This window comes from Bacillus sp. EB106-02-03-XG38 (assembly GCF_058792175.1).
Genome location: NZ_JBYTED010000005.1, coordinates 333,477 through 356,139 on the forward strand (window position 1 = coordinate 333,477; position 22,663 = coordinate 356,139).

Consider the following 22,663-nt stretch of genomic DNA (forward strand, 5'->3'; position numbering starts at 1 on the left):
TTTTTCTTCAGCTCAATTAAGGTTTAATCCATATATTTTCTATTAAACAGTTATATTTCTTATATCAACATAATATCCAAAGATATCAATTACTTCATATAGATGCCATTTTATATTGTACCAATAAATAATACATAAGTTGTATATTTATTTTTTAAATTATACAATTAAAGTGAAATTCTGCAATTTTTAAAGCCTTTAAACCTTTTTCTAAGTATTTCAAAGCCATTTTATTTAAGCAAGATTTAGCAGTAATGTTTTCCACTTTGAATCTAAGACATTGGTATCTAAAAATAGGAGGTATATGCATGGAAGGATTAACTATTAAAACTATCCCTTTCACAAAAGAAGAAATTGATAAAATTAAAACGGATTATAATGCTTTTAATGACTACCCTATTATTTATATCCTACATAAGGAGAAGGAAGCTTATATTGGTGAAACAGTAAATGCTTTTAATAGATTACACAACCATAGACTAAATAGGAATAATACTTCTAATGCTAAAAACAGACATGATTTTAAGCACGTAACAATGATTAAACATGAAAAATTTAATCAATCTGCTACATATAATTTGGAAACAAAGTTAATTAATTATTTCTTAGGTGATGAACGTTACACATTAAGAAATGTGAGTCAAACTGTATCTTCAGTTGTGCATAACTACTATGAAAAAAGCTTTTATAATGATGAAGTTTTTGAAGAAATCTGGAAAACCTTGAAAGATACTGAACAGATTGTTAATAAGGATCTATTTTTAATTGAGAATAATGATATTTTCAAACTATCTCCGTTTAAACAACTTACATCTGAACAGTTTGAATTATACCAAGATGTTGTATATGAATTAGAAGAGCAATTCTATAAAATGAATACGCAAAACAAAACAGAACATAAAGTAATTTTCATTGAAGGCAGTGCTGGGGTTGGTAAAAGTGTCGTTTTAAGTTCTCTTTATTATAAAACGTTAGAGATGTCTAAAGACAAAAACTCACATTTATATGATACTTCCAGTTATATTTTGATTAACCATAATGAAGCGTTAAAAACGTTCCATAGCATAGCTTCTAATGTGAAAATTATGCAGAAGAATAAGATATTAAAACCTACTTCTTTTATTAATCAAATGCCATTAGATATAGAGACTACACCAGCTGATATTGTATTTGTAGATGAAGCCCATCTACTACTTTCAAGCTCCGATTCTTATAATTCATATCTTGGTCATAACCATCTAGAAGATATTATTAAAAGAGCTAAGGTGACTATTATTATCTTTGATTCTAAGCAAGTAACCCGCAATAAGGCATATTGGGATGCTAAAACTTTAAACGCTGTCCTATCAAAATATAAGCCTAAAAGATATAAACTTTCTACTCAAATGCGAATGCATGCTGGCGATGAATTAGTTTCATGGTTAGATAATTTAGTTCAAAAGAAAATTACGCCTATGCCAAAAGTCCCTAAGACTTATGATTTTGATATCTTTGAACATGCTTCTGATATGCATAAAAAAATACAACAACAAAATACTAAATGGGGACTTTCTAGAGTTGTTTCCACATTTGATTTTGAACATAAAAAAGATGGCGGAAAGTATCATGTTACAACTGGTGACTTAGACCTACCATGGAACCTTACCGATTCTTCTACAACATGGGCGCAACGAGAGAACACTTCTCCACATGGAAGTTCAGTTGATGAGGTAGGTTCAATTTATACAGTACAAGGATTTGACTTAAACTATGTGGGTGTAATATTGGGACCATCTATCTCTTATGATGAAAAAAATAATAAGCTAGTAATATTAAGTGATAGTTATAAAGATACCGAAGCATTTAAAGGATTAGGAAATCACTCTAATGCTGCAAAAATAAAAGAAGAAATCATTTTAAATGCGCTTAATATCTTGCTAAAACGAGGGATAAAAGGTCTTTATTTATATGCACACGATGAAAATTTAAGATCTAAATTAATGGAAATAAAAAAAGCTACTCTTTAATACAAACAGCTCAATACAAGTTTACTCATTAATATTTGTTCTTTAGTCAAAACATATTATTGACAAGTTCTAACAATTAAAACCATCCATGCTTCTGATGTACTTGTTATCTTACAAGTTATTTATTAGTGAAAATTTATATACTAAGTCAAAAAGAATGTAGGTTTTTAATCTACATTCTTTATACTACTCAATTTATATAATTTGAAAAGCATTATCTTTACACTTCTAAACTTCGATTAATATTTCTAAATTCTTGTCATGCTCCACATACAATAAAAGGTTGTGAGACCATCTATTCCTTCTACAATTACTAGCATATTTCTTCTTATTTAATAACCTGTTTATACTTTTTTTAAACTTTGCAACAGAATTTATTTTAAAAATAAAGAGATTGAAGAAATTGAGAGAATTGACGTTAGCTTGGTAGTAAGGCGAAGTGTTTATGATAAGGTAGTTCGTAAGCAACTAAAAAGTAAAGTTTCCAAAAAAGTGCCCCTAGATATTAGGAGCACTTTTAGATGTAACAACTGGTTTGTTTATTTTAGAGTGAACTTCAGTAACTAGATAGTAAAGGACTATCTCTCTAATTCATCTACTATATGTGTTTTAAGGAGCATTCGGTGGCCTTCAGCTTCTGGAAGAATCTCTCTCCAATCGAAACAATCTAAAATAGCTTGCTTATATTCACCTTGATTTAATTCTTGATCAGCTTCAACTATGTGATTTAAAACTTTTCCATAAGTCAAGTGATTTGGAGAAGTATTGCTCCAAGCCTTGGCCATCAATTTTCCAAAATAGTCACGAGCATCAAGTAATGCTTTTTTAAAAGCATCTTCATTACCTTGATAACGTTCTTCGAATTCTTTGTGTATATTATTTCTTTCATCCTCTGATGTATGACGATCATGAGTTTTATAAGCTTTTTCTCCTAGTTCCTTGGTAATAAGGCCTTTCTCAATTAAATGAATTTGAAAAACCTGTACTAGTATATCAAATGCTCCCCCAGTAAATGGCTCAGATAAAAGGTGCTCCTCTTCTTCACCTTGAACATCTGACATTTTCATATCATTAAACGCCTGGCGAATTTCACGTGACTCACTCAACTCACCCATACGCGAAAGTTCATTAACACTGAACAGGTTACCTTTCGTATTTTTAAGTATATGATTAATTACTGAATCGAAGTGCAAAACAGAAACAATTGCAATTAAATCACCAAAAGCTTCATGATGCCCATGATATTCTTTAGTATCTTGATTTCTATGTGGCCAACCAATTATAGAGTTTTTTATCGTATGACCCATTTCATGAGCCAGAACATCGAAATTTTCACAATACGGATTACTGTGGTCAATAGTTCGATCTGCATTACGGCCAAATCCAAATTCAAGAAATCCGTTACCTGATTGAGCATTATCCCATTCTACTCTTGGAATCAGTTCTAGCTTAGGGAATTCTGCATGAAAGAACCATTCAATTTCATGACCAAAATAATCTTCCCATATATCTAAAACGCGTCTTACAGTTGCATACATAACTGTAGAAGAAAAGGCACGTTCATCAGGCTTAACATAATCAAAATGACCTTCTTGATCTGGTTTAACAGCTGGAAATCGAGGTCCGTGATATGGTGGCCCTTCTCCTACAAATTTATATTCTGATTTATCTTTAGCATCAACTACATACATCTTCTCATCCTCTGGACCTGGCTGAATTGTACCAGGTGGGAGATTAATAAAGATAGCCTCGGGTTGTTCAAATCCTTTTAACTTTTTATTTTGAGCATAGACTAAAAATTTTGTGCCATTCTCTCTCGCATGGGCATCTAAAAATTGTGACAAGATTATTACACTCCTTTTCAATAAAATATTAAATTCAATTTCTATTGTTTCGCAAAAGATATATTTTATTCCTTATACATAGGTATTTTAAAAGTCATTTTTAAAATACTTATATTGTGATAATCTAATAAACAAAACAAAATGACTATTAATATTTCAAGGTTTTACCAGTATGAAAAATAGACTAAATAACCAAGTTAAATATATATTTGCAAATTTTAGAGAGGTGATTACATATATGAGTACAAATTCAAATGAAACTCTATTTGAACAAATTATGGAAGGAGGTTATATCCTTTATTTAAGACATGGTGAAACAGAAGATACCCATGAATCCAATGTGGATTTAACAAAATGTGAAACTCAAAGGAACTTAAATGCAAATGGAAGAAGACAGGCAGAAATAGTTGGTGAAATAGTCAAAACACAAAAACTACCTATTGAGTTCCCTGTTCTGACAAGTCCATACTGTCGTACTCGAGAAACTGGTGAAATCGCTTTTGATGCACAAAATATACAGATAAATAATGATTTAGGTAGAATCGACTATTTAGAACGCGATGTATCAACAACTGAAGAACAAACAATAAAAGATAATTTGATTAAGCTTTTTCAAACACTACCTTTACAAGGTAAAAATAAAGTTTTTATTGCTCATAGTGCTTTTGGAGGAATCCCATATATGGGTATGGTCGTTATTAAACCAGGTAGTGCTGGAAGAACATATGAAGTTGTTACTAAGGTAGATTATGAAGAGATTAGACAATGGCCAAATTTTTAAATTTAAGGAAATATATATACTAATGATTAAATGAAGATATAGTAAACTTAATTATTCAAATTAAGAATTATATGAGATTCTGGTGTGAAACTTACATTCATTTTGAAGAGTTATATAGATACCTATTTGAATCTAACTATATTATTAGACGTACGGAAGCTATGGGGGCTACTATGAAAAAATAGTTAGCAAAATCGTTAAGAAGAACTTGTAGCTATAAATTTTTAGAAAAAAGCATCCATAACGGATGCTTTTTTCTTTGTTCATCGCAATTCCTTCCATTTTTATTTCTTAGACTATGAATCTTCTACTTATAAGGAAATGGATTTTTTTCTTTTGTTACTTTTAAAAATATCTTCCGCAAAAAAGCCAACGATTTTTATAGTGAATACTATGAAGCTCAATATTGGTACCATACCAATTGCGAATATAAGAGTAACAGCCCGCTGTAACGTAATCAAAGTACCAACACAGCTTGTCGGTTTACCCTATGTCAATCTGCAAACGAATGATTATTCTTTCCGCTTCCGCTGAGCGAATTGGCTGGCTGGCCAAATTATTAAGAAGAACGTAGCATTGTTCTTTTTCAGCTCTCTTCAATTCCGACCTAGTTGCAATGTGTTGAATAACTTGGGCTGCATAATCAGCAATTTTTCTCCATGAATTCCATTCATGTTTTTGAGGGTCTGTGACATCCAATTCGTCCGGGGTGGAAAGGATTCTTTGAGTAAACAAATCAATCAGTTCAACAGGATCTTTTGATTGAATCATTTCAAGCTTGTTTCTACTTATAGCAAAGATTACAGTATTAACTTCTCGGCGTGAGCCTTCAATCATCACTCTTTTTATCATTGGATAAATTGACTGCCACCAAATTGATAGATCGCCCATACTCATTCCTTTTTCAGGGTTTACTATCCAATGCATAGAAAAAAGCATTAAATCTTTATCCTGATTATGTTCCTTTTCCTTGACCATTTCCCAAATATGAAGCAGCCAATTTCCATATTCATATGCAAGTTGATGATTGCTAACAGAAATACAGGCCCCTTCTTTCAAACCGAATACGATTCCGGTTAAGAAATCGACTTGATTCTTTTCATCATCGAGTAATGGAAATTTCGAAAGTTTGAATGTAATATCATCAATCAGTGTCCTAGCTAATAATCGTTCATTTTTATGATTGGTCCACATTGCCCGATAGCCGACAAATTGGCCTAATTGATTTAGAAATTCATCAGTAAAAGGAATCGACTTTTTGCTTAGTAGCATTCTTATCACATGGTCTAATTGGGAGTCTGAAAAATACTTTAAAAGGCTAATGCCCCAGCTGAGGGCATTCCCCGTTGTATTATCTCCTAGAATGAGTTTTTCTAATAACTCTACTCTCTGCTTGTCTGTTCGAAACCAATGCCACTCGCGAAATCCTAATATACAAAGGCATTGTTGATATGGGAGAGCTTGGCTAAAGACTTTTTGCATTTCAGCATAGGCAATATTGAATAAATCATCCCTATTGCGGATAGTGTCTTCCGTCATCACCTCATCAAGTAAAAGCAAACTTTGTGTCCAAGTATCTCCTGGGATCATCATGCTTTGTCCCTTTGCAAAGTCTGCGGGCGCCTCTGGTAAAGTGCTGTTCTGCAATAATTCCATGGCAATTTTTGCAATAGTGGTGATGGTTTCACTTCGAATAGGCAGTAATTCTGTACAATGAGCTTCGGATTTACGAATTTCTTTATAACTTTTTAACAACTGCTGCAGCTGCCTAATTGGCCATGGATTATTTTCTAACTGATTCAGTGATCCAGACATGCCTGGTAACGCTTGTTCCAGCACAACGATGGCATTATTTACATTGGTCACTGAAGGAGAATCATTTGGATGTTCGAGTTCATTCATCCGCTGATAAAAATTAACCATTAACTCTTTATCGATAGGATTTTCCCACTCTCCAACTCTCCTTAAGATGTAGCGTTTATTGTCATTTGAAGTTACATCCTTCCAACTAGCCTTACCAATCTGTAATCTTGGGTCACTAAGTTTGATAGAATAGCCCTGTTCGTGAAAGGTCTTCAAGATAGATTGTAACTCTTCACAATCACTGGAAGGTATATAGGACAAAAGGATCCCTGTAACATACACTCCATTTACGTCAGTAGATTGAGACACCTTGAGCAAAATGCTATAAATCTGTACTCGTTCTTCTTCTTTGACAAAGTCCCACACAGCTTGTAACGTACGAGCTAACCAATAATGGTTTCCCCTTACATGATAAATTCTTTCATCAAGAATGATTTCTTTTATAACTGAGAGAAGTTTATCACCATTTTTCTCCTCCAAAAAAATCTGTATTAATAAGATTCGAATACTAGCCAGCGGAGAATTTAACACGAACGTTATAATCTGGTTTGTTAACAATTCAGGATTTTTTGCCAACCAAATTTTTAAACGGTGATGAACCCCTTTCAACAGCTTAACTTCCATAGCATTCTCATAGAAGCCGTTCCAATAATAATAACCGGCTTGATCGTCCATGAGCTTTTTGCCTGATTCGGTCTCCACATCTAAGCCTTGACGATAAGAAGCAATATATTCCTCGTTCAATTGCATAGCTAAAAGAAAATCCAGGATTATGGGAAAAAAGGTACCTGGCATTTGGTCAATCAAGGGAGGAGCCTTGATACTATGGGTTCCTAATAAGGACCAATCAATGACATAATGCTGTAGCATATTATCAGACGCAATTGTTTTATCCAAACTAGGAAAATGTCCATTGCGAGTTAAGCCTATTAAACTACAATACATTTCTCCCAAAACTGTGGAATAGTCTTTTTTTTCAGTTTGAACTCGATCCGCAAGTAAAACCAAAGATTCAAGAGCTGTATGCCTTGTCCGCCAGGTGCTATTAGGTATTTCTTCAAGTAGCCAGGCAATTGATTGTTCAAGATTTGCCCATCTACTTATAGAAGGAATGATGTTCATCATCAGCCAGGAATCATTTTTTCTCAATTCTGGTTGAAATTTCACTGCCTTTGTCCATTCCAAAATGATATTTCCTATTAATTCGTTATGTTTCGTACCTTCTCTTATATAACTTTTTTGATTATTTGCTATCACGACAAGATAATCGGCAAGCCGTTGTAGTGTAGTTTCACCTATCCACTTTTGTTGTTCCACCCAAATTTTTGATGGAGGCCAAGATGAAAATACAGCTGCCCAGTCAATGTTCAAATGATATTGAGCTGAACGAATTAGTGAATCAACGAAAATGGGTTTAGGTTTTTTATCCCATGCCGCGATATTCATTGCTTGGTTAGGGTAAAGTCCTCCAAGAATCCGGGCAATTTGTTCTTTTTCAAGATCATTTGCATGGAAAACGTAATCTTCAATTGTGCAGCCGGTAGTATAGGAGAATTCATTTACGTCAGAAATTGCTTCTAATAAGGCCCTTTGAGCTCCAAACCGAATAATCACTGAAGATTGAATCGCATCTATGTTTGAATCAATAATTTTTGGGTTTTCTTCACTTTCTTCTAGAATCCATTGGGCCATAGCAAAGTCTCTTAACAGAGGATGGCGGAAATCATAACGCGCCCGGGTATTTACTCGTGTAATTACCCCCGATGATACTAATGACTCCAGAATTCCATCATCAATTTGCCCAGAGGGAATCCAATAATTTTTTTTCGAAATTTGCTCGCAAGCTTCTTTAAGAGCTTTCCATCTCTGTACCCGTTGTTCATTAAGGACAACATATTCCCAATAAGCATTTAATAACCCGTGCCTTGTTTGCACATATCCCTCTGTTATAGTAGTGCTTGCAAACACACGAATAAAAATATCAAGATAAAGTGGAATACCAATAAGTGTTTTAATTCCCTTACTAACATCTCGACTAATCCCGTGTTGATTTAATATCAAGTTTACAACAGTTTCTGACCACCCGGCTAAGGATTGCGTCTGCCATGTCTGTAAAATTTCTTTAAGCTTTCCTTGTTCATTCCAATCTACCTTACGACATGTGACTACACCCAAAAAACCCTGTCGCTGGCTAGCTGTATGTAAAAGGGAAGATAGCATAGCTCGCTCTTGTTTCGGAATTTGATCTAATCCATCGACAAGTAGCATCAGCCTTTTTTCGCTTAATACAGCCAGATCTACTAATAAAAGAAGTGCGCTCAAAAGAGCAGATTTTTTCTCTTCTGATAGATAACCAACAAGATCTTCACTCATTAGCGAGATAATCTCAAACTTTGTGGAGGCTGTATGTTTTATTTGTTTATAAAGTTCATATAAAGTTTGTGATTTTCCATAACCAGCATCTGCTAAAAGAGCAATCGACTGTTGTTGTGTGTTCCAATCAATCTTAGAAATACTGTACTGCACTTCTTCTAATGATTTACGTTGCAGACCTTCTTTTTTCGTGAATTTACCTTCCCAACTGCTTAAACAACCAAGGTTATAGTAGTTCTTTAGTGACTGGGCAAGACGGAGGACTTCAGAATCTTGTTCTAAAAATTTCTCTAATAATTTTATTTCACGAATCATTTGAGTAACAGTAAACAAATGAATAGTGTCAACCTCGCTAGTAGCACAGTTTGATACCCAGCCTTCAAGCTGATGCCGCAAAACAGAAGGCTCTGTAATAAATGTCAGCCTTTCAATCATCGATTCAATTTTCTGTTCCAAATCTTTACCGGAAACTTGATAAAGCTTGAAACGAAGTAGCACAGATAAAGCCTTTTCTTTGGAAACTTTACTTACCAATTCTCTTTTCCCGGAAACTTTCGCTGAACAAATCCAATGAAGAGCCTCATCAATCAATTGTTTCTCTGTTGCAACGCGTTTTGGAGGTTCAAGAGGGACTGTCCATTGGTTATAATCATCAAAACTGTTTCGCTCGCTAAGATGTGACCAAGCTTGAAGAGCAACAGGTAAATTATCTGAATTTATGACTAACCCCGGGTGGATATTGTCTTCTTTTTGTTTAGCTTGAAAAATTTCTTCACGAATCCGTAGCCAAAAACTTACACGATCTTTTTGATCAACAGCTCCGCTTTTCACCTCTAAAACCCTATGCTTTTCGTCATCAATGACAAGAATGTCCCAATCAGTTGTCCCTGTATCTGGTGTGCGAGCTTCAACACCGAATTTCTTCGTCATATGTGCCGTTCCGGTAATTTCATCTCTTTTTTTATCGGCAATGTCCATAAAAACCTGGCGCAATAAATACAAATCCTGAAATCGAAAGCCATATCTTGATGTCTGTCCTGACATAATCCCACCTCTTAATTCATGTTGGCCTCATTTACCAAAACGGTAAGGATGGCTCGATAGTTAATCAAACGTCTAATTAAATTTTAGCAGAAAAGGATAGCATTAGTTAATAAAAACAAATAAGAAAAAATATATAAATAACCGTATCAAAAGGTACAGTTTTGGGTAACCTATTCACTTACTACTTTGCGGTCTACAACAAGAACCCTGTGACTAAGGCATGTAGGCTATTAAAAAAATACATTCTTTTTTTAAGCACTACAGAAATAAATATATTTTAACCCCGTCCTAAAATTAGAACGGGGTTATGCTTGGTTTAGATGTTAAAATTTAATAGCTTTATTGTCTTTTTACACAAAATGTATATTTGGCTTTAAACTCCAAATATACTCCTCCTTGTAAGGGCAATAGTATGAAATTAATATGTCTACTATATTATGAAATAATGTATATTATTCTGGACATAGATCAAGTACATCATGAAACATAGCATATTCTACAGTCACCTGAGGGCCAAAGAAAGTTACACCCTCTGGGAATTTAAGATCCATTACAACTTCATTTACTTCCGCAGAGGATAGTTGTGTATAATTGTTCGATGTTAAAGATTGAATGACTTGTTGTTCGAATTCCAATTGTTGAATCGTATAGGCCTGTGTGCTATCTCCATCTAAAGTAGACATGAGTGACGTATCATCAGGACAGTCAACTGAAAATTCATGCTGTAAGTAAAATACGGGTGCCAATTTTGAAATTAATACCGTGCTATTATAGTTTATTTGTAAATTATCTTTTCTATAAGGTACAAATTTAAATATAAATTTTTCCGATGGCCAAATATCATCATTGTAGAAAGGTATTGTTTGAATACATGCATTATTAATAAATACCGTTAATTCTTTTGGTAATTCAACTCTGTTTTCACACCTAGATAAATATTCATTTTCGTCACCATTCACATAAAAATGTTGTATTGTTTTTTTTACTAATTCATTCATAAATGAATCCTTTCTTAACCCATTATTAAATCATGTCCCCCGGATTTGTCCGCAGGTTTTGTTGAGTTTAAATTGAAATCTACTTCCCCCTGGTGTTTTCCCTTCTTATTAAGTACTTCAAATCTTCCATGTTGTGTATCTACAGCATAAAGATTTTTTGTTTTTGAATCAACATATACATCTCTTTTATTAAGTTTACTTAATTTACTGTTCTTTTCCCAACCGTTTTGCTTTGCAATACCTTTTGAGGCTATTTTTATTTCAGCAGCTTTTTCATTTATATTCATTTTTGCAATTTTTTTATCAAACGCTGCTACATCGAAAGAACCTTTAGATACATTTTTTGTTACATTACCAAGTTTCTGTGCATTTTTCTCAAGATCGCCTAATGTACCAAATGTACGGCCAATTATTTTTGTTGTACCGCCAGTAACTGCAGCAAGCGTTCCTGTTACAAATTCACTTGGACCATATTTTTCATGAGTAAACATATCCTCGCCCGTAAAGAGCTGGATACCTTGTTTTAGTTCTCCAAATCCAGGAGTAATATCAAGCATGAATGAAGTTTGTTGAGCAGAACGTTTTTCTTCTTCCAAATACTCCTTCATTTTTTCAGGTGGCACACCAAAATCACGTAAAGTGTTTCTTAGTCCATCCATATTCCCTATGTTTTTGGATGCCGCAGGCACATCAATTTTATAACTCGCAATTTTATTAGCAGAATCCATCATGTTATTAGCAGCATCTAAACCAGACATAATGTCTGTATGTATTGTTGGAAATGCTTGTTGAGCTTCTGCAACATGCGTTGAAACACTATTAATTAGTCCATCAGCCATTACGGCTTGTTTATGAAGTGATGCCCCAGCCCTCTGTACAGAATCACCAAATTTAAGGAAACTTTGATTTACAACACGTAAATCAGAAGCCATTTGTTTATATTCAGGTAATCTGCTTTTAAACCCTTCATGCATAGCTGTAACTTGCTGTCCGTAGTCCCGAACACCATCTGCAAATTTACTGATTTCATCTTTTGGTAATGTACCAATCCATTTTTCTGCTGGCTCAACAAATGTGTCATTGATTGTTAGCCAGTAAAGACTTGTTTGGTCAATAAGCGCTATCGTTAGATCCGTTACCGCAATCAAAGTATCAGCATACCATTCGACCAATTGTTTTTTATACGCCTTCATATCGTTAGCATAGTTTTGAAGCTTAATTTTATCTTGTTGTGCTAGGTTTTTACCATTCTGAATTTGTTGAATAATATTACCTGAATCCTGATTCGCTTTATCTAAAACTATTATGCTATCTTTTAGTAGCATTAATTTATGGATTTTCCCAAAATCCTCATTCATCATCTCTAAAGTTGCAATAGTAGAATTGTATTTTTCTCTTACAGCTGGATCAGCTTCTTTTTCGTAAATCTTATCCACTGTATTTTTTAAATCAGATTGTTTTAGTGTTGTTAGTAATTCTGAAATACTTTGTGCAATTTCACTTGATTCAACTATAACTGCATCATCATTTTTAGTTTCTTTTGCTTTTTTATAGCGTTCGGAATATTTCTTTACTAACTCAGCACTCGTTTTTAAATCGTCAATATCATGACGAATTGCATCTACTTTATTAGACAAGGATTGATCAAACACGAATGCAAATAATTTTTGCACAACGTATGTTTGACCATTGTAGTTCACCTTAAACCATAGCGGACCGTCTTCCCCTACTACTTCAAGAATTTCATCGTTTCTAACTTTTATTGGGTCAAATCCCCTTACAACTGTTCTGGATTTGTAGATATTTTGGTCGAGGGAGTGGATTGTTATCCACCCTTTTACCATTTTACCTGTTCTATCAAATTGGAATTGTTTTCCCTTGTAGGTTACACCGCCTTTTTGAATAACACCGTTATCGTCTGCATAATACCAATGGGTAGTTTGAGAGAACCATCCTTTTTGTGCAGCTCCACTTACCTTATCAAAATAGTAGTCTTTCCCGTCTACAGTATTCCATCCTGAAGCTAGATTACCATTTTTATCGAAGAGATATGTATCATCCCCTGAACGCAACAATCCAGTATGTTTCACGCCTGGTTTGTCATAATAGTATTTCTTTTCTCCATCTACAACCCAGCCAACTGCGTCATTATTTTTTTTACCTGTTGTTGCCATAATTGTCCTATATAAGAACATAGAAAATTGCTCTCTTGTGACAATTCCATTTGGATTAAAATTGCCGTCCCCTGTGCCATTTGTTATTTTGTTACCGGCTAATATTTTGACATATTCGTTGGCCCAGTGACCTTTCATATCCGTAAATTCAAAATTCCCTTGCGGCTTTAAATTGAATGTTCTGACAAGTACTGTAGCCATTTCAGCACGCGTCATATTATTTTTCGGATTGAATTGTTTCTCTACATTTACGGTAAATATACCCCGTGCAGTAAGTGCCAAAATTTCCTTTTTAAAATTGCTGTCACCAATATCAACAAATGGATTATTTGTACTATCTTGCGGCTTTAAATATCGATACAAGAAAGCAGCAAGATGTTCGCGAATAATAGGATCCGTAGCACCGAAATATCCATTTCCGTATCCTGTTATAATCTTATTTTCAGCCATATACATCATTTCTTTATATGCCCAGTGGGTTTTAGGAACGTCAATAAAAGATGATGAATTCGCTTGACCATTTTGTTCTGCATACGCTGTTCCTACTGTACTGATTAATAAAATACCTATCACAGAACTTAAAAATAATTTCTTAATTGTATTCATAATAGATCTCCTATTCAATTTTTAAAAATATAATTACAAAATCAGCACTTATTTTATCCTTCATTTACAGCGTTTTATATAATTATCAAATTTCTATTCATACTGATATTTCGCATAAGGACAACCTAAGTCATTCTGTCTAAACAATAATTAATTCATAAGATGTTTCATTTTTTAAATGTAGTAGCCCGTTTATGGAACCTTCTTAATCTACAGTAAAACCAAGTTTTTTAATTTGAAAATCCCTTAGTGTAAAATTCGCATTATGTTGAAGAAATCCATAATAATACCAATCTCCTTTCTCTTTGACGCGGCCTATTTAATTTAAAACTTCGACTTCCTCTGTAAACATTGGTGCATAGGTAGAAAATAATTAAAATAATGATAATATAAGTCCTATGATTTTCTTCATACTCGCATCTCCTTATCAATTCGTAAAAACCTTTTAATTATATATTAGGTTTTATTGTTATTAAAATAAAAAAATATAAATATGTATAATTACATATTTACCTTCTCAATAGAGTGCACTCTATTTGTACAAGTATAGTAGACTGATAAAATAAGGATTCAGGTTGTCTCATAAGACTTGTATCAAAAATGAGGTGGTATGTTGTGAAAAATCGGTTATATACGTGTCAGTTCGACTAGCCAAGCAACTCATCATCCATATCTCACACATAGATGCATAACTAAAATGGTTAAAACAAACGTTTGTTTAATTTTCCTATACCTAATTTCTTCATCTAATCAGTTAAAAAAGATAAGAAAAACCCATATACACATATTTAAGAATTATGGTTAGATATAATATAAAAATAATTGTATTATAGTTAATTAATTGTGAATATAAATATATGTTTTTCTGTAAGAATGCACCATTTTTCCACATTAATCTATGTATATATTTTCATTAATTTATTCTTATATAGATATTGATTAAAAGATTATGTAAAAAAACAATTAATTAATCATAAAAAAATATCATAAATCTTATACTTTTAATCTATTTTTAATTATTTTCAACTGATATATGAGATTATATATATGTATACACTTAGACTAGAATAATGGGGGAATTATATTGAGATTAAAAAAGGTAATCATTAAAAATTTTCGATCTTACTCTGAACCAACAACAATAAATATCAGTGATTTAACAGCTTTTATAGGAAAAAATGATGCTGGAAAATCAACAATACTAGAAGCATTAGAAATATTTTTTAACAATACAGCTGTAAAAATAGATAAAACTGACCGCTGTATACATAATCCAACTGATGATATTATTATTGGCTGTGTATTTGATGACTTACCCGAAAATATTATAATTGATACAAATTCTAAAACAACTCTTGAAAGAGAATATCTTCTAAACAAAGACGGGGATTTAGAAATTCACAAAAAGTTTAGTGGTGCTACATTACGACCTACTATTTATGCAATTGCATATCACCCTACCAATTCGGAATGTAACAACTTATTACATTTAAAGAGAAGTGATTTAAGAAATAAAATTAGTAATTTAAACATAGAAGACGTAAATCAAAACTCAAATGTGCAATTGCGTAGAGCAATATGGAATAGCTACCAGAATAATTTAGAATTAGCCACTGTTTATATAGAATTAAATGTGGAAGATGGTAAGAAAATTTGGGCACAACTCGAAAAAGAATTACCCATATATTCTTTGTTTAGATCAGATAGACCTAGTAGCGATGAAGATGCAGAAGTTCAAGATCCAATGAAAGTCGCAATACAACAAGCTTTAAAAACTGTAGAGAATCAAATAGAAATTATAGAAAACACAATCCAACAACAAGTTGAGGATGTAGCAAAAAGAACATTGGAGAAAATTCACGAAATAGACCCCGGCTTATCTAATGAATTAGGTGTACATTTTAAATCAGATAGAAAATGGGGGAGTTTATTTAAATTATCTCTCACTGGAGATAATCAAATCCCAATTAATAAACGTGGGAGTGGTGTGAGAAGGCTAATTCTTCTTAATTTTTTTAGAGCTGAAGCAGAAAGAAAAAGGATGAATAATGCTGAAAATCAAAATGTTATATATGCAATAGAAGAACCCGAAACTTCACAACATCCAAGTTCCCAAAAATCTATTGTACAAGCTTTATCGGAGCTGTCAGAAGCTGAAGGAACACAAGTCTTGTTTACCACACACGCACCACAACTAGCGAGTATTGTATCGATAGATTCTGTTAGATATGTAGAAAATTCACAACAAATTAAACAGGTTTCAGAATTTGATATTCTGGGTAATAATAACTTTCTTAAAACAATTGCTAACGATTTAGGGGTAAATACATATGAGACCGAAAAATTATCTAATATAAGTTTAATTATCTATGTGGAAGGAAAATTTGACGTAGATTTTTTACATGAAATGAGTGAATTATATAATCAGCAGGATCAAAATATTTTAAATTTAAAGACCTGTACCAATGTATTAATTATTCCTTGCGGTGGTAGCTCGCTTCAAGAATGGATTGATAAAGACTATCTTTCTAGACTTGGTAATATTCCAGAGTTCCATTTATATGATAGAGATGAGGTGGGAACTAGTAAGCATGAAAATATGTCTCAACTGATACAACGGATTAATGATGCAGGAAACGTAGGAATATTAACAAAAAAGAGAGAAATAGAGAATTATCTCCCTGTTGAGCTTGTAAGAAATCATTTTGGGTTTAATGAAACTTTCACCTATAATGATGATGATGATGTTTCTAAAATAGTTGCTCATACATTTTATCTCCAAAATTGCGCTGAACAAAATGAAGAACCTACTAAAACATGGGGCGGAAGTAAAAGCTTTGCCAAAAAAAGAATAAATCAAGAAATAATGCCTTTATTGACATTAGAGCATATAGAACAGCATGATATGGAAGGAGAAATTAAAGGTTGGCTACAAGTAATTAGTAATTTAGCTTTGCAAGAAATGTTATAACTAAAAAAAGAATCTCTTGTAGGTTTCCAATAAAGTTTGTTTAGAAATTCAGGAGTATTAACATGACCTCTTTTACTGGTGATACAAAATAATATACCTTTATTTTAAGGCAACACAAAGAAAATGAGGACGATTTTTATTAAAAAGCTATCCTCTTGTATACTGATCTGCAATTATAGTTTTTTCAATTTCTTTTTTTGTCATTATAAATTCGGGAATGTAGACCTTCTTCCTAATTTTTTTGGAACCTCTTCTACCAATATGTACAGTAAAAAATAAGGCTGTTTTTCCTAATGTGAAAAAACAGCCTTATTTTTTACGAATGTAATTATATATCCTACAATTTATAAATTAGGCAATTTATTATGCCTATTAACATAAGCTTCAAAAGTACTTGCATCGTACCTCATTATCTCTACTCCAGAGGTTTCTTCAATAAACTTATACTCAGGGGGACACTTCCCATTCATCCACGTATGAGTAGGACTAGCTGATTTATCAGGTCTATGCACTAAATATATTTTCACATTGTTCAAGTCACTTTTACTAAGTCCATACTCTGATATAATCAAAGCCAATGTGTCATAAATTTTATTTTTTAACCTTTCTTTACTAATTCCACTCCAATCAGAATTCTTAAACTCTACAAATCCAACTTTATCAGAAGCATTAATATAAAGAGCATCAAAAGATTTCGGCTTCTTTGAAACCCTTTCCATTTCCGCTACTATATCCTGACATATTTCATCAAAATCAAAACTAATAATTTCACTTTTTACCAAAACTACATTATTATCATCATCATATGAACAATGCGAAATGTCCCTTTCGGTAAATCGCTCTTGTATTTCTCGTTTAAGCGTTTCAATCGACATTTTCATCTTCCTCAATTTGATTTCTCAATTCTTCCAACGAATAAAAAGCAACAGCTAGATCATCATATAACTTTTTAATATTATTAGTAGCATCTTCTATTAAATAACGTTGACTTTTTCTATTTTCTAGTTTCGTTCTATAAAACCTTACTCCAGGCAAAAATGCATGTTTCTTAGAATACAGTTCAATTGCCTCAATAAAATATGGACTATGAGAAGTAATAATAACTTTTATATTCAATTCTTTAGACATGAGGACTACAAGTTCTGCATATTTCAACTGCCAATCAGGATGTAAATGAATCTCAGGTTCATCTAAAATAATATATTCACAACTACTCAAATCATTTGATGTTAATAGCATATACAATATAGAAAATGACTTTAAGCCTGTAGACATATTTTCAATATGTAACGGGACATCCATACCAGTTTTTTCAAAATAAGTACGTCCTTTATGCTTAACAAGTTTCCCTTCTTTCATTACATACTTAAATATTCCTTCAATTTTACTTTCTATATTATTCAATTCAAATAGATTTCGATCCTCCAAATCTAAACTAGGTGATAATATATTTTTTAGTGTTTCAGAATGATTATACATATTTCTGTGGGACTGTGATATTCTCTTTAATTGCAGCTCATCCAGTATAAACGGATTATCAATATAAAACGCTTTAGAAAAAGATCTACTAACTTGTAAACTTGTCTCTTCTGGGACGATTTGATGTTCTTTAAAAACTAATTTAATTTCATTTTCATTTAATTCTTGTATTCGAATTTCTGATGTTAAGCTAATATCATTCAAATGTGAAATTTGTTCAAAAAACTCTTCTTCAAAAACTTTCTGCATAATATTCATTTGAAATTTTGGATCTGTTAAAGATGTCTGTAACAATCTGATAATATCTTCTCTAACAACCTGCAAAATCCCCATTCGAGAAGCAATCGCATCCCGATCTCCATGCGAATCCAATTCAAGCATCTTGAAAAATCCATCTAAATTCTGTGACATTTCATCAGTATAAATTTTATCCAATTTTTCTATCGTAAAGTCAGCAAGGTCAATATCTGAACTCATTAACAATTCACTAATAGAACTATATTTAATTAATTCTCTAATTTTTTTCTGTGGTAAAGGGCTTAGTTCTACTAAATTTTGCAATGCATTCAATTTAGTTCTAATGCTATTTAACTTATCCTCAAAAACCCTTCCAGATTTCAGTAAATTCAGTCCTGTAGCTGAAGCATATAAAGCCTTCCCTACTGTACTTTTGCCTGTATTATTATTCCCTGCAATAACAGTAATAGAATTCACCTCTATCTCTGCATGCTTAACATGACCTATATTTTCAATAGAAATCTTCATTATAGAATCTCCATTCTATTTTTAAATTTTATATATACTTAATTATATCTATTAACAAAAAAACCTCTCGTTGCATTCAAATTAAACTTCTTTTTCTTTCTTTGAATAATTTCTTGGAAACAAAACTTCCATAGCTTCTACTGTTAATATCCATTCTCCACGCTCGTTACCTTTTGATTTGTAATACTTTATTTTCCCCTCATCTTTTAACAATGAAATTTTAGAACTATGCTTTAATTTCATTCTTAAAGCATCAGAAGTTATTCCCCACCTATCACTCGCTTCACGCGTTGTCATTATTTCATCTAACATAAATAACATCCTAATCACCTCTAATATTATTTATAAGTAACAACAGTTTTATTATAACATTACCTACAAGTAACGAACAATATAATACAAAAGGTGAGCCTCTTATTTATATATTAACTACAAATTTAACAAATCAATCCTTATGCATCAAAAGGCAGCCACACACACTTTATAATCCTCTACTAAGTTGTATACTAATCAAACTATTCCTAATTAATCACAAATGCATTATAACCTCTCTATCTCTGCATAACAGTGCCTATTTTGTATTTAAAATCTTTCTTTTTCCATTTCTTCAGAAGTTACAATTTCTTATTTTGATTCCTTATTCAGCTAATCAATCCCGTTAGTGGAAGAAGAATTTCCAAACAATTATTTACTTTTTAAATGACTTTATTATCTCTGTACAGTCATAAAACTTTATTGTGTTTCAGCTATATTCCTCTCTTAACAAAAAAAGCAACTAATTCTTTTAAAGAATTAGTTGCTTTTTAATATATCAATGGACGTAGCAAGTATTACAAAAATTTAATACAAACATAATTTACACTTTAAACCTGAACTATTTACTAGAAAGCAATATATTTCAATACTTTTCCCTATTTTTTCAGACACTGTACTTCATTCCCCCATTTATTAAATGCTTTTTTAGCACAATAAGGCTTTCTTGAATATTGGTTAAATCAACTAAGAAAACTTTTACTTTTAATTCGAGTACCTCGTCTTTATACGCTTTAAAATTAATATCAGTATCCTTCATTCCCTCATTTACCGGGTATAATAGCCATATTTCTGATGCTTCATATTTCTTGGAGTATGCATACATTTGATACATATCAGCTTGTGATATACCATAATTTCTATTTTGGTTATCAATTAGCAATTTCCACTTCGTGTCTAATATTACCCTACTACCATCTTCACGCTTAATAACAATATCCGGTCGTAATGCAAACTTTTTAGGACTATTAAACAAATAGTGCCCCTTATCCTGAATTGATAATTCCCACTTTAAATCACTTAATACTTGTTTTAGGTTTCTAGCAACATATGCCTCAAAAACTTTTTCCATAGGAAACAATAATGCTCTAGCATTTGTCTCTCCAGAAAAGGTCGTAAAGCTCTGATTCATCAAGAAAACTTTAGACCACTGCATTAGCGTTTTATAATCTTTTGTGTTCCTATCAATAACTATTTTTGAAAAATCCTTGTTATAATTAATTGAGGGTTTTACCTTTTCAAAATTAGGGAGCAACTGCCTAATTCCTTTTATATTGGCTGCACTATTAGACAGCTTTTGTAATTTTAATAATGTTGACTTGATTAATCGATTTTCTGGTCGGTTCATTCCATACTCGTCATACTCAACATAGAATCGTTCTTTATGTATTTGATTTTTCTTGATTTGTTCCCCAATTATTAACTTCCCTTTAAAATAGTTTACATTATCTACTTTAGGAAAATACGATGAACGAAGACCCTTTTTTATTAATTCCCTTACTTCCTGGATATACATATTAATAAAAAGCTCATACAGGTTCATATTATCTACGTTTAGATTAGCATCATTAAAAATCTTACTGGGAAAGTCTTTCATACTTCGGATCATTCTTAGAAATGTTTTCTTTGTATCCTCAAGCCCACTATTTGTAATCTTGGGAAGAATTTGAACCTGAAAACCATTCTTCATCTGAATTAATCCAACATAATTCCTTGCTTGAATTATTTTCCCAACATTTCTCCGCATACTTATTCTCAGAAAATTCGCTGAACTCGTTTCTTCGTTCACATTTAAGGTCAATATAAATTTTTCTAACTCTTGAAAAATCTCCTCATTTAAATACTTATAAGAGTCATTATTTTCATAATCCTTATTGCAGGTTATTGAATCGAATTCACAAACCTCTAATAACTTATTCATTTCTTCACCATGCTTTAATAGATTTGTTTATAGCTATCTGCCCTATAAAAAGCTTCTGTCTGAATTTCATATTTCTTTTCTGGTAAATCAATATCTGGATTTCCTTTAAATATATTCTTCAGTTTAACTTCTGTATCTAAAACAAATTTATTTATATTATCTGTTTTGGCATTATCTCCAAGTACTAACTGTATCTTGCTATAGTCTTCATAAAAATACTCTTGTAATAATGGTATAATATCATTTAAAAATATTTGTGCTAAATTGTGTATAGATTGCTTTTCTTCTCCAACCAAAGGAGTAAAAAAGGCATGTCCAATTGTATGCTCTCTATCATACAGGAATTCTATTCTTTCATTCATCACTTTTAAGATAGCTGGAACATCAATTCCTTCTATTTCGAGAATACCTAGTTCTTTAAGTATTTCAATGTCGGGCATCATCTCAATAAATTTAAATCTTCTCCTTAATGCTGTATCCATTAATGAAATAGATCTATCTGCTGTGTTCATTGTCCCAAGAATATGTACGTTATTAGGGACCCCAAACTCCTCCCCTGTGTACGGTAAAAGTGCAGTAGTCTGTTCTGATGCTCCAATTCTCTTTGTTGACTCAATCAGTGTAATTAACTCTCCAAATATTTTTGAAATGTTCCCTCTGTTAATTTCATCGATTATAAAGACGTATGGATCAATATTTTTTTCTACATTAATCTCTTTAGTACTAAAATACTTTTCTATTAAGTTAATTACCCCTTCAATATCCATTTTTCTTAATGGATATACAGTTTTCCTATCCAATTTTGTATTCTTGTTTAGGGCATATACTTCTTCATTAATATTAGTAGCAATCCACTTCACTTTTCTTTTCCTTGGATATCTTTTATCAGACTCATCAAATTCATAAGGCCCGTCTATAATTCCAATTGCATCAATAGTTGTATTACTTCTTTGAATAAAGACAAGATCTTGTTCTTGCATTTCCTCTTGGAAATTTAACAAAATCCTTCTTACTGTACCGTTTACACTTTCATTTTGTTCATTTATGAATTGTTCTTGCTCAGCCCATCCAATCTTAATATAGCCATTCTTAAAACATTCTTCTTTGAGTTTAGTTTGCCCCGTCCCTTCAAGAAGGACATTCCACACAACAGGGTGCTTCCGGATTTTTAAGGAAGGTGCTTTTACTCTAACCTTTTTGGCTTCTTCACAAAACTTTTTAAATATCCCAGAAGTATATTCATATTTTAAATCTGATATGGAATCTTCATCTTGTTGATTAATTACTGGTTTTATTCCTTCAATAAATTCCTCATATCCGTACGATTGATGAAATGTTGTAAAAGCAACTCTTCCTTCTTTTTTTAACATTTCATAGCGACTTAGTACTTTTTTATAAGGCATTTTCTTTAATGACTCAACACTTTTTTTATCACAAATGGCAACTGCGTATAAAACCGTATTATACGTTTTACCTGTTCCAGGTGGCCCATACAAAATTTGATTTTTTGCAAATTCCACGCCCTT

General features: G+C 32.2%; 12 protein-coding genes. 3 read left to right on the forward strand and 9 right to left on the reverse strand.

What is annotated here, in order from left to right; all coding sequences use genetic code 11:
* Nucleotides 1–308 precede the first annotated feature (308 nt).
* On the forward strand, nucleotides 309–2,006 hold the full coding sequence (locus tag AC3WTI_RS22315) for a DUF2075 domain-containing protein (RefSeq protein WP_492304446.1): 1,698 nt from the start codon (nucleotides 309–311) through the stop codon (nucleotides 2,004–2,006).
* A 578-nt stretch (nucleotides 2,007–2,584) separates the two neighbouring features.
* On the opposite strand, the gene AC3WTI_RS22320 is transcribed toward AC3WTI_RS22315, so the two are convergent.
* Nucleotides 2,585–3,850 (reverse strand): gluzincin family metallopeptidase, encoded by a 1,266-nt coding sequence (locus AC3WTI_RS22320; RefSeq protein WP_492304447.1) that lies wholly within the window; start codon nucleotides 3,848–3,850, stop codon nucleotides 2,585–2,587.
* A 172-nt stretch (nucleotides 3,851–4,022) separates the two neighbouring features.
* Here AC3WTI_RS22320 and AC3WTI_RS22325 point away from each other — a divergent pair, with 172 nt between their 5' ends.
* Complete coding sequence (locus AC3WTI_RS22325) at nucleotides 4,023–4,631, forward strand: histidine phosphatase family protein (protein ID WP_492304448.1); 609 nt, start codon at nucleotides 4,023–4,025, stop codon at nucleotides 4,629–4,631.
* Nucleotides 4,632–5,114: 483 nt separating this feature from the next.
* Here the strand turns inward: AC3WTI_RS22325 and AC3WTI_RS22330 are convergent, their stop codons facing one another.
* From AC3WTI_RS22330 to AC3WTI_RS22340, 3 genes are all read right to left on the reverse strand, one after another.
* Complete coding sequence (locus AC3WTI_RS22330) at nucleotides 5,115–9,911, reverse strand: hypothetical protein (RefSeq protein ID WP_492304449.1); 4,797 nt, start codon at nucleotides 9,909–9,911, stop codon at nucleotides 5,115–5,117.
* 452 nt (nucleotides 9,912–10,363) lie between these two features.
* Nucleotides 10,364–10,909 (reverse strand): hypothetical protein, encoded by a 546-nt coding sequence (locus AC3WTI_RS22335; protein WP_492304450.1) that lies wholly within the window; start codon nucleotides 10,907–10,909, stop codon nucleotides 10,364–10,366.
* Nucleotides 10,910–10,923: 14 nt separating this feature from the next.
* A complete protein-coding gene (locus AC3WTI_RS22340) occupies nucleotides 10,924–13,689 on the reverse strand; it encodes an S-layer homology domain-containing protein (RefSeq protein ID WP_492304451.1) in 2,766 nt (921 codons plus the stop codon).
* Nucleotides 13,690–14,773: 1,084 nt separating this feature from the next.
* On the opposite strand from AC3WTI_RS22340, the gene AC3WTI_RS22345 reads away from it, so the two are divergent.
* The gene (locus tag AC3WTI_RS22345) at nucleotides 14,774–16,660 is read left to right on the forward strand and encodes an ATP-binding protein (RefSeq protein ID WP_492304452.1); all 1,887 of its coding nucleotides are present in this window, start codon (nucleotides 14,774–14,776) and stop codon (nucleotides 16,658–16,660) included.
* 344 nt (nucleotides 16,661–17,004) lie between these two features.
* Here AC3WTI_RS22345 and AC3WTI_RS22350 read toward each other — a convergent pair whose 3' ends face one another.
* The 5 genes from AC3WTI_RS22350 to AC3WTI_RS22370 all read right to left on the reverse strand — a co-directional run bounded on the left by AC3WTI_RS22350 (nucleotide 17,005) and on the right by AC3WTI_RS22370 (nucleotide 22,657).
* Nucleotides 17,005–17,535, reverse strand: a complete 531-nt coding sequence (locus AC3WTI_RS22350) for a hypothetical protein (RefSeq protein ID WP_492304453.1) — start codon at nucleotides 17,533–17,535, stop codon at nucleotides 17,005–17,007.
* On the reverse strand, nucleotides 17,525–18,904 hold the full coding sequence (locus AC3WTI_RS22355) for an AAA family ATPase (RefSeq protein WP_492304454.1): 1,380 nt from the start codon (nucleotides 18,902–18,904) through the stop codon (nucleotides 17,525–17,527). Before AC3WTI_RS22355 ends, AC3WTI_RS22350 begins: the two co-directional genes overlap by 11 nt.
* A gap of 81 nt (nucleotides 18,905–18,985) precedes the next feature.
* Nucleotides 18,986–19,225 (reverse strand): helix-turn-helix domain-containing protein, encoded by a 240-nt coding sequence (locus AC3WTI_RS22360; RefSeq protein ID WP_492304455.1) that lies wholly within the window; start codon nucleotides 19,223–19,225, stop codon nucleotides 18,986–18,988.
* A gap of 598 nt (nucleotides 19,226–19,823) precedes the next feature.
* Nucleotides 19,824–21,137 (reverse strand): McrC family protein, encoded by a 1,314-nt coding sequence (locus tag AC3WTI_RS22365; protein ID WP_492304456.1) that lies wholly within the window; start codon nucleotides 21,135–21,137, stop codon nucleotides 19,824–19,826.
* A 14-nt stretch (nucleotides 21,138–21,151) separates the two neighbouring features.
* Entirely contained in the window at nucleotides 21,152–22,657 is a 1,506-nt protein-coding gene (locus AC3WTI_RS22370) for a DUF8426 domain-containing protein (RefSeq protein ID WP_492304457.1), read from the reverse strand.
* Nucleotides 22,658–22,663: the final 6 nt, after the last annotated feature.

Excerpts from the sequence above, each read along its gene's own strand:
- AC3WTI_RS22315 (WP_492304446.1), top strand. The coding sequence starts at position 309 with ATGGAAGGATTAACTATTAAAACTATCCCTTTCACAAAAGAAGAAATT.
- AC3WTI_RS22325 (WP_492304448.1), top strand. The coding sequence starts at position 4,023 with ATGAAAAATAGACTAAATAACCAAGTTAAATATATATTTGCAAATTTT.
- AC3WTI_RS22330 (WP_492304449.1), bottom strand. The coding sequence starts at position 9,911 with ATGTCAGGACAGACATCAAGATATGGCTTTCGATTTCAGGATTTGTAT.
- AC3WTI_RS22335 (WP_492304450.1), bottom strand. The coding sequence starts at position 10,909 with ATGAATGAATTAGTAAAAAAAACAATACAACATTTTTATGTGAATGGT.
- AC3WTI_RS22340 (WP_492304451.1), bottom strand. The coding sequence starts at position 13,689 with ATGAATACAATTAAGAAATTATTTTTAAGTTCTGTGATAGGTATTTTA.
- AC3WTI_RS22350 (WP_492304453.1), bottom strand. The coding sequence starts at position 17,535 with ATGTCGATTGAAACGCTTAAACGAGAAATACAAGAGCGATTTACCGAA.
- AC3WTI_RS22355 (WP_492304454.1), bottom strand. The coding sequence starts at position 18,904 with ATGAAGATTTCTATTGAAAATATAGGTCATGTTAAGCATGCAGAGATA.
- AC3WTI_RS22360 (WP_492304455.1), bottom strand. The coding sequence starts at position 19,225 with ATGTTATTTATGTTAGATGAAATAATGACAACGCGTGAAGCGAGTGAT.
- AC3WTI_RS22365 (WP_492304456.1), bottom strand. The coding sequence starts at position 21,137 with ATGAATAAGTTATTAGAGGTTTGTGAATTCGATTCAATAACCTGCAAT.